This is a genomic window from Labrenzia sp. THAF82 (genome assembly GCF_009363435.1).
GTDB classification, from domain to species: Bacteria; Pseudomonadota; Alphaproteobacteria; order Rhizobiales; family Stappiaceae; genus Roseibium; species Roseibium porphyridii.
Genome location: NZ_CP045354.1, coordinates 3,819,953 through 3,834,035, shown reverse-complemented (window position 1 = coordinate 3,834,035; position 14,083 = coordinate 3,819,953). Strand labels below are relative to the sequence as shown.

At 53.9% G+C, this 14,083-nt stretch carries 13 protein-coding genes; 10 read left to right on the top strand and 3 right to left on the bottom strand.

Annotated features, from left to right (window positions below):
* The first annotated feature begins 79 nt into the window (after positions 1–79).
* On the top strand, positions 80–1,483 hold the full coding sequence (locus FIV00_RS17705) for a YcaO-like family protein (protein ID WP_173006037.1): 1,404 nt from the start codon (positions 80–82) through the stop codon (positions 1,481–1,483).
* A 176-nt stretch (positions 1,484–1,659) separates the two neighbouring features.
* Here the strand turns inward: FIV00_RS17705 and FIV00_RS17700 are convergent, their stop codons facing one another.
* Together FIV00_RS17700 and FIV00_RS17695 are read right to left on the bottom strand one after the other, a co-directional pair.
* Positions 1,660–2,211 carry a CAP domain-containing protein gene (locus FIV00_RS17700; protein ID WP_152501990.1) on the bottom strand — a complete coding sequence of 184 codons (552 nt, stop codon included), beginning with the start codon at positions 2,209–2,211 and terminating at the stop codon, positions 1,660–1,662.
* A complete protein-coding gene (locus FIV00_RS17695) occupies positions 2,208–3,044 on the bottom strand; it encodes a phosphodiesterase (RefSeq protein ID WP_173006036.1) in 837 nt (278 codons plus the stop codon). Before FIV00_RS17695 ends, FIV00_RS17700 begins: the two co-directional genes overlap by 4 nt.
* Positions 3,045–3,207: 163 nt before the next feature.
* Between FIV00_RS17695 and FIV00_RS17690 the strand changes: the two genes are divergently transcribed.
* The 4 genes from FIV00_RS17690 (at position 3,208) to FIV00_RS17675 (ending at position 7,095) form a co-directional block, all read left to right on the top strand.
* Positions 3,208–5,052 carry a glycosyltransferase family 39 protein gene (locus FIV00_RS17690; protein ID WP_152501989.1) on the top strand — a complete coding sequence of 615 codons (1,845 nt, stop codon included), beginning with the start codon at positions 3,208–3,210 and terminating at the stop codon, positions 5,050–5,052.
* Positions 5,036–5,947: a phosphatase PAP2 family protein gene (locus FIV00_RS17685; RefSeq protein WP_152501988.1), complete on the top strand. Its 912-nt coding sequence runs from the start codon at positions 5,036–5,038 to the stop codon at positions 5,945–5,947. The genes FIV00_RS17690 and FIV00_RS17685 overlap by 17 nt, the downstream gene beginning before the upstream one ends.
* Positions 5,944–6,705 carry a glycosyltransferase family 2 protein gene (locus FIV00_RS17680; protein ID WP_152501987.1) on the top strand — a complete coding sequence of 254 codons (762 nt, stop codon included), beginning with the start codon at positions 5,944–5,946 and terminating at the stop codon, positions 6,703–6,705. Before FIV00_RS17685 ends, FIV00_RS17680 begins: the two co-directional genes overlap by 4 nt.
* A 75-nt stretch (positions 6,706–6,780) precedes the next feature.
* Positions 6,781–7,095 (top strand): lipid-A-disaccharide synthase N-terminal domain-containing protein, encoded by a 315-nt coding sequence (locus FIV00_RS17675; protein WP_152501986.1) that lies wholly within the window; start codon positions 6,781–6,783, stop codon positions 7,093–7,095.
* 114 nt (positions 7,096–7,209) lie between these two features.
* Here FIV00_RS17675 and metC read toward each other — a convergent pair whose 3' ends face one another.
* Positions 7,210–8,388: a cystathionine beta-lyase gene (metC, locus tag FIV00_RS17670; protein ID WP_152501985.1), complete on the bottom strand. Its 1,179-nt coding sequence runs from the start codon at positions 8,386–8,388 to the stop codon at positions 7,210–7,212.
* A 461-nt stretch (positions 8,389–8,849) separates the two neighbouring features.
* Here metC and FIV00_RS17665 point away from each other — a divergent pair, with 461 nt between their 5' ends.
* The 5 genes from FIV00_RS17665 to FIV00_RS17645 all read left to right on the top strand — a co-directional run bounded on the left by FIV00_RS17665 (position 8,850) and on the right by FIV00_RS17645 (position 14,061).
* Positions 8,850–9,869 carry an amino acid ABC transporter substrate-binding protein gene (locus FIV00_RS17665; protein WP_152501984.1) on the top strand — a complete coding sequence of 340 codons (1,020 nt, stop codon included), beginning with the start codon at positions 8,850–8,852 and terminating at the stop codon, positions 9,867–9,869.
* A 228-nt stretch (positions 9,870–10,097) separates the two neighbouring features.
* A complete protein-coding gene (locus FIV00_RS17660) occupies positions 10,098–11,303 on the top strand; it encodes an amino acid ABC transporter permease (RefSeq protein WP_173006246.1) in 1,206 nt (401 codons plus the stop codon).
* 13 nt (positions 11,304–11,316) lie between these two features.
* Complete coding sequence (locus FIV00_RS17655; RefSeq protein WP_152501982.1) at positions 11,317–12,468, top strand: amino acid ABC transporter permease; 1,152 nt, start codon at positions 11,317–11,319, stop codon at positions 12,466–12,468.
* A 69-nt stretch (positions 12,469–12,537) separates the two neighbouring features.
* Entirely contained in the window at positions 12,538–13,341 is an 804-nt protein-coding gene (locus FIV00_RS17650) for an amino acid ABC transporter ATP-binding protein (RefSeq protein WP_152501981.1), read from the top strand.
* Positions 13,342–13,362: 21 nt separating this feature from the next.
* Positions 13,363–14,061 carry a TIGR02117 family protein gene (locus FIV00_RS17645; RefSeq protein WP_152501980.1) on the top strand — a complete coding sequence of 233 codons (699 nt, stop codon included), beginning with the start codon at positions 13,363–13,365 and terminating at the stop codon, positions 14,059–14,061.
* Positions 14,062–14,083 lie beyond the last annotated feature (22 nt).

Sequence of the window (14,083 nt, the reverse complement as noted above, 5' to 3'; positions counted from 1 at the left end):
TCAAATAATCTACAAGTGCTGCAATTATAGGATGAAGCAAAGTGTCCTATGGATACTTAAACTTGGTTGGCGGGTAGGTATGGCGGAGAAGTTGGACGGGTCGAAAATTCCGACTGAGTTGCGTGATGTGTCGACAGAAATTCTTTCCGATCTCCAGCGGGTCGGGTTGTTGCATCAAAGCCCGAATGATGGGCGCTCGGAAATTCAAATAGCCGATCAAAGCCTGCACCTCTTTCTTCCTTTTCTGACTTCGCACGACGTGAAACTGGTTCCTATGGAAGTTGAATTTTGTCCGGTTGCTTTCTGCACTGGTCTGTTGAACCTGGTTGAACATGTTGAAGATGAAGCGAAGAGGGCATCTCAAACTCTTCCCGGTGGAGGGCAAGGCTGGGAACGTCAAAATGCAGCTATAAGTTGTATTGGCGAGTTGGCTGAAAGAGTAAGCCTTTGGACTTGTGGGTATAAAGACGGAAGGGTTTTTTTAGGTAAGTCCGAACAACCAAAGGTAGCGTTTATGGACGTGATCGGGCTAAGTGATCGTCAGGAGCGCGCAGCAAGGACGCAGCTGCAGTTAGAGATGCGGAATGGAGCGCATGCCGCAGCGTTCTGGGAGGAGCTTTTTCAACGTCGAGTCTTCCTTAGAAACCTTATAAAAGACGAAGTATTGCCGTTTCCAAGTATCGGAATACTCTTCAAGGAATTGGAGCAGTTATCTGGTCGCGCCATGTCCTTCGCTTCCAGCGCAGGCTGTGCTGTTTGGTCGAGCCTGGAAGGTGCTCGAAACAGAGCCTTGAGGGAGTTGGTGGAAAGGGATGCCATCGCGCAAGCATGGTACAACCGCCTGGGGATAACTCTTCTGAGGGCGGGGTTTTTGAATGAAATCTTGCGCAATTCTCTGATCGAATTTTTAAACCAAAGATCGCGGCATTGGTGTGTCTTGTCGGTTGAAACTGACTTGGATATTCAGGTCGCCCTGGCGGTTTCGCATAATGGATCAGGTGGGCGCTGCGTTATTGGTTCGGCGGCAGCTGGTACGCTCGTTGAGGCGTGCGAAAGCGCTTTGCAGGAAATGCTCCAGGCTGAAAACTCTCTTGCCTTGATGGATCGGGCATATCCAGCCCAAACTGAAAGCGGCGGTTCGGCTGCACGTGTGCCGCGGCAACTGGCGTATGCTCGCAATAACTCGATCTTTGACGATTTGCCTCTGGAAAATGCAGCGACAGCAGATGAGAGGCAGGCGCTAGTGAGTTTTTCCAGCGACGACCTGTTGCAAAGCTGTTTTGACCGGAAATTGCGTATCTACGAGTTTGATGCCACGCGCCCGGACTTGAAAATTCCTTGCGTAAAACTCGTTTCACCGGACCTTTGCACTTGGGAACCGCGATTTGGCAAAAGACGCCTTTATGAGGGTGTTGTTGAGCGCGGTTTGAGAGCGACACCAGGAACAGAGGAAGAGTTCGCGTCGAGGCCATTTCCGTTCTAACAGGCTTTGAAATCGTCATTTGACAATGTAGCGCACGCGCGATACTAAAAACATGACTTTCGTACTCAGGTTTAGTGCGGCGTCCGGGTGGTCCTCGGATCACCCGATCTCTGGAAGAAACTCATGGTGGGGGCGACCCCGCCATTTTTTCGTTCATGGATCAGGGGTTTTGACAGCTAACGCGCCGTTGGCCGCCCGTCTTCATTAGGACGCGACAAGGTCATGACCCAGAAGTTTCGCCATTTTCCGGTGTTGCGATTGGTCCGCGCGATACCGACGCGGGTTACATAAGGGTTGAGCAGATTTTTGTTGTGCCCCTCAGAACCCTGCCACCCCTGAAAGGCAGCATTCAGATCGGCATATCCAGCGCCGAGATTTTCCGCCCCTGCATAGTTTGCGTATCCGGCTTTATCCAATCTTTGAGACAGACCGAAAGCGCTGTGTGCCCACGTGTCCATGCTGTCACGTTCGGCAATGTGACGTGCCATGTCCTGCGATACAGAATCAAGTTCCGGATCGTGACGTAGCGGCGGACGCCCGTTCTGTTGTCGATATGTGTTTATCATCGACAGCATTTGAGATTTATCGACGGTCTGATCTGTAAGGATGGTCTTGTCTTCAAGTTCACTGCCGCCCGGCAATGCTCCGCAGGCCGTGAGCACAAGAGCCAAAAAGATAAACATGCCTGGCCATAGGCCGAGCCTTTTCGCACGAGCGATTTCTATCATGCCTCGTCACCCGGCCATACAACACCTTCATCGGCAAAGAAATGATGGGGGCCAGGGAACGCCTCAACATATGCCATGTGAGAAACCACTCCCGTCGCCTCAGAATGGTAGTGAAGAAAATAGGCTGGGGGCTCGAAATTGAACAAGGCTGGCCCGTTTTCTGTCAGGTCGAGAACGACTTGATGACCGGTGCTGGGAGCAAGCGTCATCACCTTTCCGGCAAAACTGGCAATGATTGGCCTGTGAAGGTGACCACAAATGATCCTTTCAACATGGGCATGTGGCGCTATGACCTCCGCCAGAGCGTCCGCGTCAACCAGACCCATGTTGTCCATGTGAACGATGCCGGAGAGTGCCGGTGGATGGTGCAGGGCAAGCAGTGTTGGAACCTGCGTTTCCTTCAAACGGGAGTCCAGCCATGCCAGTTGCCAGGGACCCAGCTCACCCTTAGGACTTCCAGGCAAATGGCTGTCCAGTGCGATCAACTGTACATTGCCAATTTTTGCGGTGTAGCAGATCTTGCCGTCGCCCGTTTCGGAGATCCCCGGAAAACTGCTCATTTCACGCCGCATGCCGCTGGTGCTGTCGTGATTACCAGGCAGAAGGAAGACCGGCATGTCGAGACGGGAGAGCAGTTCTCGTGCAACGGCATATTCACGCGGGTCGCTTCGGTCGGTCAGATCCCCGGTTATGACAAGAGCATCCGGTTGTGGATCAAGAGACTTCAAAGACCTAATGGCTCGTTCGGCAAACATGTTCGTGTCTGAAACCCGATAGCACGCCAGGCCTCTTGGTCTCAGGTGCAGGTCGGTCATATGGGCAATCAAAGTCATGGGAAACCTTGGGACTCAAGTGAGGAAAAAACAAAATGGACGATAGCGAACACACCGCTCAGAGCAAGCTCTTGTTTCCCTTTTTGAAAAGCTCATGTAGGAGAAGCTCTGTGGCAACGGGCTGGCGGGCGTGGCTTGAGTGAGACATCGGAATTGAAACCAGATGGCAGATGAAACTGTAAAGCCGAAGGACCAGGTAGAGGTCTCTTCCGACGAGCAAGATGCGTCGTCTGAGCAAACGTCAGTAAACGACGGTCAAGAACAAGACACTCAAACGCCACTTCCAAAACCGAAGAAGCCGATTTGGCTGCACATTTTCGGTCACGATATCACCGCACCGTTTCTGCTTCTGCTGTTGTCTCTCGTGCTGTTTGTTCCTGGTCAATGGACAGTTCCACCCCTAGATCGTGACGAGCCGCGCTTTACTCAGGCAACAAAGCAAATGCTTGAGACGCAGGATTACATCGATATTCGCTTCCAGGAACAGGCCCGCCACAAGAAACCCGTCGGCATCTATTGGCTACAGGCTGCGGCAGCAAAGATATCCGGCAAGGATGCCGAGGCCCCGCTGTGGGTCTATCGGTTGCCGTCGATAATAGGTTCGACCATTAGCGTTCTCGCTGCATTTTGGCTCGCTCGTGCCTTTATGGGGCCAGCCGGCGCGTTGCTTGTGGGAGGGTTTACGGCGCTTGCTATCATTGTGGGTGTTGAAGCAAGGCTAGCGAAGACTGACGCCGTGCTACTGGCAACAATCATCATTGCGCAAGGGGCTCTGGCGCGGATTTGGCTGAAGCAGCAGAGCCAACGATTGTGGACGCTGAGTTTTGTTTTTTGGACAGCATTTGCCGCAAGTATCCTGATCAAGGGGCCTGTCGGCCCGATGGTCATCGGTCTTACAATTGTCGGTCTAATGGCCATGAAGCGTCAGTTCGCCTGGTTCAGGGCTGCTTCTCCGCTCGTCGGCCTTGTCTGGACTATCTTGCTTGTCTCACCCTGGTTGGTTGCCATCTGGATAGCAACAGACGGAGCCTTCTTCACCGAAGCGATCGGAAAGGACCTTCTTGGCAAGGTTCGAGAAGGGCAGGAAAGCCACGGAGCGCCGCCGCTAACACATCTTGGCGCGATGCTGGGCGTGTTCTGGCCGTTGCCGGCATTCTTCCTGATTGCGTTGCCTTTGATCTGGCGCGAGCGGAAAAGCCCGCTGGTGGTATTTGCAACAGCATGGTTTCTGCCGAGTTGGGTGATCTTCGAGCTTGTCGCGACCAAATTGCCTCACTACACGATGCCGCTCTTGCCAGCGCTTGCCTTACCGGTTGCTGCCGCGCTGATTGAGGGGGCAGGGGCGAATTCCAAGAAATCGGTCCGCTGGATTGCGGCGATACTTCTTGCGGTGCCTGCGCTTGGTCTGGCAGTGGCGTCATTTGCAGGTCCGTTTGTACTTGGCACCTGGCCATCGCCTCCGGGTGCCGTGATTGTCGCTCTTGGCGCAATGTTCGCAGTTGCAGCAGCTTCAAGGATCCTTCGTGGTCCTGCGCTCTATTCGTTGCCTGCGGTCACAATGGCTGCCGTCTGTGCTGCCATCGGCGTTTGGGGCTTTGTCGGTCCGGCACTCACACCGATCTGGGTGAGCCCACGCCTGGTGGCTGCGCTCGACGAGGTTCCTGGCTGTGCGGATGCTTCTCGCCGACAGGTCGTAACTTCTGGCTTTCACGAACCCAGTTTCATCTTCCTCGAGGGCACTGCAACAAAGATCATTTCACCCAAAAATGCGGCCGAGTTTTTGAATGAAGCTGCATCTGCTGAAAAGGGATCTTGCCGGATTGCTGTCATAGAAAGCCGGGAAGAAGCTGCGTTTTTGGCGGCCTCCAAGGAGATTGGCCTTGTGCCCGAGGTTCGAAAAAGGGTAGACGGCCTCAATATCAATGGTGGCGATGACGTCGATATCGCGCTTTATCAGAATGTCAAAGCGGTCACAGGTACAGAAGAAAGCGATGCAGAACAGCAGTAATTATGTCCGGCATATTCTTGCACGCATGCGCGGGAACATGCGTCGGGCTGCTATCCTGCTTTCCGGTCGAAAGGGCCGGGCGATGCAGAACCGTGACCCGTTGCCGCCTGGACAAAGACCTCAGGACATCCTGGCTGTGTTGCTGCTGACCGTCGGGATTGCAGTGGTGGCATTCGATATTCCGACCTATCCCTGGCTACAGTCTCTGCCGGGTGAATACAGATCAGCATTCCGTGCTGTTACCGATTTCGGCAAGGCAGACTGGATCCTAATCAGTACTGGTGTGACGTGCCTGTTTCTCCTGGCCCTGGACGCCGGCCGGTATGCCTTCCGGCTGCGAATGGCAATCGGGTCGATTTTCACCTACAGCGCCTTCATCTTTTATTCCGTTGCCGCAACAGGCCTGTTGGCGATTGCCTTCAAGTGGTCGCTCGGACGGGCGCGGCCAAAACTCTATGAGGAAGTAGGGCCGGTTCGGTTCGATTTTCTGGCGTTCGATGGAACTTTCACGAGTTTTCCTTCCGGTCACTCGACCACAGTCGCAGCGCTGGCAACCTCGTTGGCTTTCATTTTTCCGGCCTATCGCTGGCTGATCATAGCGGCTGCTTTCTGGCTCGCTTTCAGCCGGGTCATGGTTGGGGCTCACTATCCAAGCGATGTCATCGCCGGAACGTTGCTCGGTATGACCTTCACATTCTTCACTGTCCGCGCCTTGGCACGACGCAGGATCGGCTTTCATCTGTCTGCTGCCGGAAAAATAGAACCGAACATGAATGTCAGGTCTGCCAGCGCTTGCGTGCGGGCAGTGTGGCAGGTTCTGCGTGGTCAACGTGGGGCTGATCGCGTTCCGATGGAGCAGTCGGCGGCAGAGCAGACGGAACGGACAAGCGCATGACACAAAGTTATCTGGAAGCCGTCGCCGCCAACAAAGGGGCGCTGGCCGTAACAGTGGTAGTGCCTGCCAAAGACGAAGCAGAAAATCTGCCGATCCTTTTGAATGAAATCGAAACGGCCCTGTCTGGTCATTCATTTGAAGTGATCGTCATTGACGATGGATCTTCCGACGGCACGGACATTGTTCTCCAGGACTATGCAGCGACTCATGACTGGTTAAGGCCCGTGCGGCATGAAACGTCCTGCGGTCAAAGCTGCGCCGTGCGCACCGGTTTGTTACATGCGCGCGGAGATGTCGTAGCCACCATCGATGGCGATGGTGAAAACAATCCGGCTTACATACCCGATCTTCTGGATGCCTTGAATGCAGCGGGCCCCTCCGTTGCTCTTGCGGCCGGACAAAGGCTCGGCCGAAAGGCAAGCCTTGCCAAGCGCTATGCGTCGAAATTTGCGAACAAACTGCGTGGGGGCATTTTGAAAGACAACACTCGAGACAGCGGGTGTGGCCTGAAGGCTCTTCGTCGGGAAGTTTTCCTTCAACTGCCTTATTTCGACAGCTGGCACCGTTTTCTACCGGCCCTCGTAATCCGCGAAGGATATGGGGTGACACATATCGATGTTCAGGATCGAGAACGTCGACATGGAACCTCGAAATATGGAATATTCGACCGCGCTCTTGTCGGTGTTCTGGACCTCTTCGGTGTTTGGTGGTTGCGACGCCGTAGGAAAAAAATTCCTCAAGTCCGTCCTCTGACCTGATCCTCACCGCATTCTGGCTTCAAATAGACCAAGTTGCCGGGCAATTGGCCCGAAGAACCTGACTGGACCTGCCTCATGAACGCTCTTGTTGATTGGCTAAACGCCGTTTTTGTCGAGCAATTCGATTTCTGGATCGTGCTGGGTTTTGTTGCTCAGTTCATGTTCATGATGCGCTTTGTCATTCAATGGATAGCTTCGGAGAGGGTTGGCAGATCCATCGTCCCAGTCGCGTTCTGGTTCTTTTCCATTTCGGGTGGTTCTTTGCTTCTGGTGTACGCCATTCAACGTCAGGACCCGGTCTTCATTGCAGGGCAGGGCCTGGGCTTGCTGATCTATTTCCGAAACCTCTGGCTTATCTTCAAAGAAAAGCGCAACGACCCGACGATTTGAGGCAAGTGAGCAGCCGCTGGGTCTAGAACGATCGCGATTGAGGGCAAAAGAGCTTGCAACGCTGTGAGCGTTCACCCACAGCGTCTTCAATATTTTCGGTAAATTTTTTGCCGATTAGTCGAATGCCTCGGTCAAAGCCTGTTCCATATCTTTGATGAGATCTTCCGGATCTTCCAAGCCGATATGCAGACGAACCGACTGAAGGTCTGGATCGAATGGCGCAACAGTTCTTTGACCCTTCAATCGAACCGGAATGGCCAGGCTTTCAAACCCACCCCAAGAAAACCCAAGACCAAAAAGTGTAAGTGTGTCCAAAAATTTGAACGCTTGCTCTTCACTGGTGCCTGACACGAAGTCAAATGCGCAAAGCCCCGAGCTGCCGCTGAAATCCCGACGCCAGATTTCATGGCCCGGGTCGTTTGCAAGGGCAGGGTATTTGAGAGCTCCAATTTCAGGCCGTCCGCTCAACCAATTCAAGATTTCCATCGTGTTGCGTTGGTGGCGCTCTAGCCGCACCGAAAGCGTGCGAAGTCCGCGAAGACCCAGGAAGACGTCGTCTGGCGCGGCATGACAGCCCATGGCACCATAAAGAGTGTGGAGCTTGCCCCATGCACGCTCGTTTGCAGCCACAGTGCCCAGCATGACATCGGAATGACCGACGATATATTTGGTGCCGGCCTGGATCGACAGATCCACACCAAGCGACAAAGGTTGGCAAAACAGCGGGCTCGCCCAAGTATTGTCCATCAGGACAGTTGCATCGATCGTGCGTGCCGCGGCAGCAATGGCTGGAACGTCCTGCATTTCAAAGGTTAGTGAACCGGGAGCTTCTGTGAAGACCGCTGTTGTTTCCGGTCGAAATAGAGACCTGATTTCTTCACCCAACGAAGGGGCGTAATATTCGACTGTGATGCCGAGACCTGGCAGTACCGTGTCGGCAAAATGGCGTGTCGGTCCATAAGCCGTATCGGCAATGAGGATATGATCGCCAGCCTTCACACAGGAAAGAACGGCAAGCGCGATGGCGTTCAGCCCAGAGTTTGCAATTTTGACGCCTGCCGCCCCTTCGATCTCCGCAAGTGCGCTTTCAAGCGAATCTGTCGTCGGATTTCCTCTTCGAGCATACGAGTAGGTCTGCTGTCCCGTCACAAGAGTTTTGGTGTCAGGATACAAAACCGTCGAAGCATGAACCACCGGGGGATTGACGAACCCGTGAAATGCCAGTGGGTCTCGACCTGCATGGGCAAGTTTGGTGTCGGCTTTGAGAGCCGAAGTGGATTTTTGCGATGACATGGATGCTCTTGAATGCTGATCTGGGTAACGCCACAACCTGACGGTGGGCAGGAAGCGACACTTTAGTCATTCGACCATCGCCTGCAACCGGGTTGTTGCGCTCAAGAGTAGTGATCGCATCCCATAAAACTCAAGCTAAAGTTAACGGTGACGTTGCGGGAATTAAATGGATTGAACTCTTTTTGGGCATTGAATGATTTCGTTTTAGACATGTTCGTGTTTTGTGCAGCTGTTTCAGTGGCAATTGTTCCAAGGCACTAGAATTTTGACGAGATAACTGCAGCAAGTACTTGACCCGAACGGCTAAATGCCATCGTATGGGGTCGTTGGGTTGGGACGGGAGACTTCTGGAGGAAACAGTCAGCAAGGCTGCATACTGTCCGGATAGCGAGACAGGGAAGACGTCTTCCGAATAAGCCCGACAAGACAAAGTATGGGTAACAAATAAAGGCTGCATATCCATGTCCAATAAAATCCTTCCGCTCGTACTCGGCGCTGCTATGGGAGTCGCCGCAACGACGGCTGCGGGTGCAACGACGCTGGAAGACGTCAAGGCAAAAGGCTTCATTCAGTGTGGCGTGAGCCAGGGCCTGCCGGGTTTCTCTAATCCGGATTCTCAGGGGAACTGGACCGGGCTTGACGTTGACCTTTGCCGCGCAATGGCTGCTGCGGTATTCGGTGACGCGTCCGCTGTTAAATTCACTCCGCTGTCCGCTAAAGAGCGTTTCACCGCTCTGCAGTCCGGCGAAGTTGACGTTCTGTCCCGTAACACCACCTGGACCATGTCCCGCGATACTCAGCTCGGTCTGAACTTCGCTGGTGTGAACTACTATGACGGTCAGGGCTTCATGGTTCGCAAGGACCTCGGCGTTACGTCCGCTCTGGAACTCTCCGGCGCTTCCGTGTGTACAAACACGGGCACGACGACTGAGTTGAACGTTGCTGACTACTTCCGTGCGAACAACATGCCGTACGAAATCGTCGCTTTCGAAAAAGCAGATGAAGTTGTTGCTGCATATGACGCCGGCCGTTGCGACGTTTACACCACGGACGCTTCCGGGCTGTATGCTCAGCGCCTGAAGCTGACCAACCCGGGCGACCACATGGTTCTGCCGGAGATCATCTCCAAAGAGCCTCTGGGTCCGGTTGTTCGCCAAGGCGACGATGAGTGGTTCAACATCGCAAAGTGGACCCTCAACGCAATGCTGAACGCTGAAGAGCTCGGTGTTACGTCTGCAAATGTTGATGAAATGAAGGCTTCCGACAACCCGTCCGTCAAGCGTCTGCTTGGCGCAGAAGGTGCGTTCGGTGAAGCTATCGGCCTGTCCAATGACTGGGCTTACAACATCATCAAGAACGTCGGTAACTACGAAGAGTCCTTCAACGCAAACGTTGGTCCGGACACTCCGCTCGGCATCTCCCGCGGTGTTAACGCACTGTGGAATGCTGGCGGCTTCATGTACGCTCCGCCGATCCGCTAATCCTCTTGTAATTTGAGGATTTCAGGGGTTCCGGCGGTCTACTGCCGGAACCCTCAATAAATTCCGCGCATCAAAACTGGAATAATCCAGTAACGCGTGGGGGAACAATCTGCTTTCGCCGACTGGGGAGCGCAAAAGCGCAAGACGTGAAGCAGATATGGACACGTCAGAGGAGAGGCTTCGTGCCGGGCTCTTTCGTGACAACTTGGGCGAGGTTCTATGTCAGTAATGGAGCAGGACTCGGCGGGGGCGCCGGCGCGTGCTTCGCTGTTGAACGATCCCAAAGCCCGTGGCCTTTTTTACCAATTGGTATTGATCGTCGCGTTGGTGACTTTGGGATACGTCATCGTTACGAACACGATAGCCAACCTGGAACGGCAAAACATTGCCTCTGGTTGGGGTTTTCTGGAAAACACTGCCGGTTTCGGCATCATTCAGTCTTTGTTTCCCTATTCGGAAACATCAAGTTACGGCACGGCCCTTCTGGTCGGTCTCTTCAACACAATACTTGTTGCCGTTGTCGGCATCTTCTTTGCCACGATCTTCGGTTTCGTCATCGGGATCGCGCGGCTCTCCAACAACTGGGTCATCAGCCGGCTGGCATATTGCTACGTTGAGCTTGTCCGAAATGTCCCGCTGCTGCTACAGATCTTTTTCTGGTATTTCGCGGTTTTGCGCGCTGTTCCGGGAAAGCGTGAAAAGTGGTCGCTGTTTGATACCATCCACTTGAATATTGGTGGTTTGAGATTGCCAAAGCCGATCTGGGAGCCTGGTTCCCATATGATCGGCATTGCGCTGATCGTGGCCATCATTGCCTCAATCGTCATCTCCAGGTGGGCTCACAAGCGCCAGGATGCCACCGGGCAGCAATTCCCGATGTTCTGGACTGCTGTCGGCCTTATCGTCGGTCTGCCGGTGCTGGCTTACCTCGTTATGGGCATGCCGATGTATTGGGAGCATCCCAACTTCGTTGAAACCGGACCAATCCTGCGTCGTGGTTTTGAGTTGAATGTCGGTATCAACGTCATACCGGAGTTTTTGGCTCTTACCGCTGCTCTTGCGATCTACACCGCCGCCTTCATCGCCGAGATTGTGCGTGCAGGCATTCAGGCTGTCTCGCATGGTCAGACGGAAGCCGCTCATGCGCTGGGGCTGCGTAACGGTCCAACACTGCGCTTGGTCGTCATCCCGCAGGCAATGCGCGTGATCATTCCACCGCTGACCAGTCAGTATCTGAACTTGACCAAGAACTCTTCTCTGGCTGTAGCCATTGCCTTCCCGGACCTTGTGTCCGTCGGTGGCACGGTTCTCAATCAGACAGGGCAGGCAATCGAAATCATTGGCATCTGGATGGGAGTTTACCTTTCGCTCAGCTTGCTCACATCCGCCTTCATGAACTGGTATAACCAGCGCATGGCGCTCGTGGAACGGTAAGGAGCGCTTGATCATGTCAGACACAAAAATGTTCCAGATAAGAACCGAGGAGGCGCCGCTTTTGCCGGCGCCGGTCTCGACCACCGGTGTTATTGGCTGGATGCGGCAGAACCTGTTCTCATCCATAAGCAACACCATATTGACGGTCGTCGGAATTCTGATCGCTTATTCGATCGTGGCACCCTTCGTTCAGTTTGCACTAGTCGATGCAGTCTGGAATGGCGAGAACCGCGAGGCATGCCTTCCCCAGGACGGTGCGCATGGCGGTGCCTGTTGGGCCTACGTGAAAGCCTATCTTCCGCAGTTCATCTACGGACGGTATCCCACTGATGAAATCTGGCGGGTAAACATCGTCTACGCGTTGTTCATTCTGCTTCTGGTGCCGCTTGCCTGGCCAAGTGCACCTTTCAAACGCACCAATGCCATCCTGTTTCTGGTGGTCTTCCCGATCGTGGCGTACTTCCTGTTGACCGGTCTGGTCATTGGCGGTTCCGTGATCCTGCCGATCGTTGAAACAGCCCGCTGGGGAGGGTTGCTTGTCACGCTCGTCATTGCGGTGACAGGTATCGTTGCCTCGCTGCCCCTCGGGATTGCGCTCGCGCTTGGCCGTCGGTCAAAAATGCCGATCATCAAGATGGTCTCCATCATCTTCATTGAGTTCTGGCGCGGTGTGCCGCTTATCACGGTTCTGTTCATGTCTTCCGTGATGCTGCCGTTGTTCCTACCGGAAGGCGTGACCTTCGACAAATTGCTGCGTGTGCTCATTGGTGTGACACTGTTCTCTGCAGCTTATATGGCGGAAGTGGTCCGTGGTGGCCTGCAGGCTATTCCCAAGGGTCAGTATGAAGGTGCGATGGCACTAGGACTGAGGTTCTGGCCGATGATGTATCTCATCATTTTGCCACAGGCCTTGAAACTGGTGATCCCGGGCATTGTGAACACCTTCATCGGTCTGTTCAAAGACACCACGCTGGTCTTGATTGTCGGCATGTTCGACCTGCTTGGTCAGATCCAGTCATCCTTCACGGATCCGACCTGGTCGACACCAAGCCAGGGTCATACCGGCTATCTCTTTGCAGCCATTGTGTTCTTTGTCTTCTGCTTCGGCATGTCGCGGTACTCCATATTCATGGAGAACAAACTGCACACAGGACACAAACGCTAGGACCGAGTTTCCGGGGCGCGCGCCAGACCGCAGCGCCCCGGCCAAAAGACACTCATGGAGTAAAGTCTCATGACTGAGAATGCAGTAAACCCGGAAGAGATCGCTGCAGATCGTTCCAAGATGCAGATTTCCGAAACGGATGTCGCAATCGAAATCAAGAACATGAACAAGTGGTATGGTGACTTTCACGTCCTGCGTGACATCCACCTGAAGGTTATGCGCGGCGAGCGGATTGTCATTTGTGGGCCTTCCGGCTCGGGAAAGTCGACCATGATCCGTTGCATAAACCGTTTGGAAGAGCACCAGGCCGGCCAAATCATTGTCGATGGCATTGAGTTGACGGACGATCTCAAGAAGATCGATGAAATTCGTCGGGAAGTCGGCATGTGCTTCCAGCATTTCAATCTGTTTCCACATTTGACAATCTTGGAAAACTGCACCCTGGCCCCGATCTGGGTACGCAAGATGCCGAAGAAGGAAGCTGAAGACATCGCGATGCACTACCTGGAACGCGTCAAGATCCCCGAGCAGGCCTTGAAATACCCTGGGCAGTTGTCCGGTGGTCAGCAACAGCGCGTGGCCATTGCGCGGTCCTTGTGCATGAACCCGAAGATCATGCTCTTCGATGAGCCTACATCTGCTCTCGATCCGGAAATGATCAAGGAAGTTCTGGACGTGATGGTCGGTCTTGCCGAAGAAGGCATGACGATGCTCTGCGTGACCCACGAAATGGGCTTTGCGCGCAAGGTGGCAAACCGCGTGATTTTCATGGATGCAGGTCAGATCGTTGAACAGAACGAGCCTGAAGACTTCTTCACCAATCCGCAGCATGAACGGACAAAACTGTTCCTGAGCCAGATCCTGCACCACTGATCAAGGCCGGAATGAAGTAGAATGATCAAGCTGGTCAGGCGTGCGATCGTAGGACTTTGTCTGGTCGCTATCCTGCTGGTTTTATTGATGGGTCTCGGAACGCTTGTTCCGAGACCCCTTTTTGACTCTACCCGAGCCGAAGCCAGCGGATCGGACAAAAATCGGACAATTCTGGTACTCTCCAATCCGATCCATACTGACATCGCCCTGCCTGCTGACCCGGATGTTCTTGAAACCTTTTCATTTGTTTCTGACGCAGGCCTGTCTCTCGACTATCAAGGTGTGTTCTGGGTGGTCTTCGGATGGGGAGGGCGATCTTTCTATGTTGAGACACCAACCTGGGGACATCTCAGACCTGGTCCTGTCATTGATGCGCTGACCTGGGACAGGTCAGTCATGCATGTGAGGAGAACAGGGCCCATAGCCGTCGAGCTGGAAAGCGTCCGCGAGGTGCATCTCTCAGAAATCGAATTTGAACGGTTACTGGACCACATAAGGTCGAGTTTCGAATTGGACGGAGATGGCGGTCCAATCCCCATACCGAATGCTGCCTATGACGCGCACGATTTCTTCTTCTCCGCCAAAGGCGGGTTCAATGCTTTGCTCGGCTGCAATACCTGGACCGCCAGAGCCCTTCGGTCAGCGGGGCTGCAAACGGGAACCTGGACACCTCTGCCAATGACGTTGAATTGGTCACTCGATTTGCACAATCATCCTTAGGGGACTGGGGTTGTCATGAAAC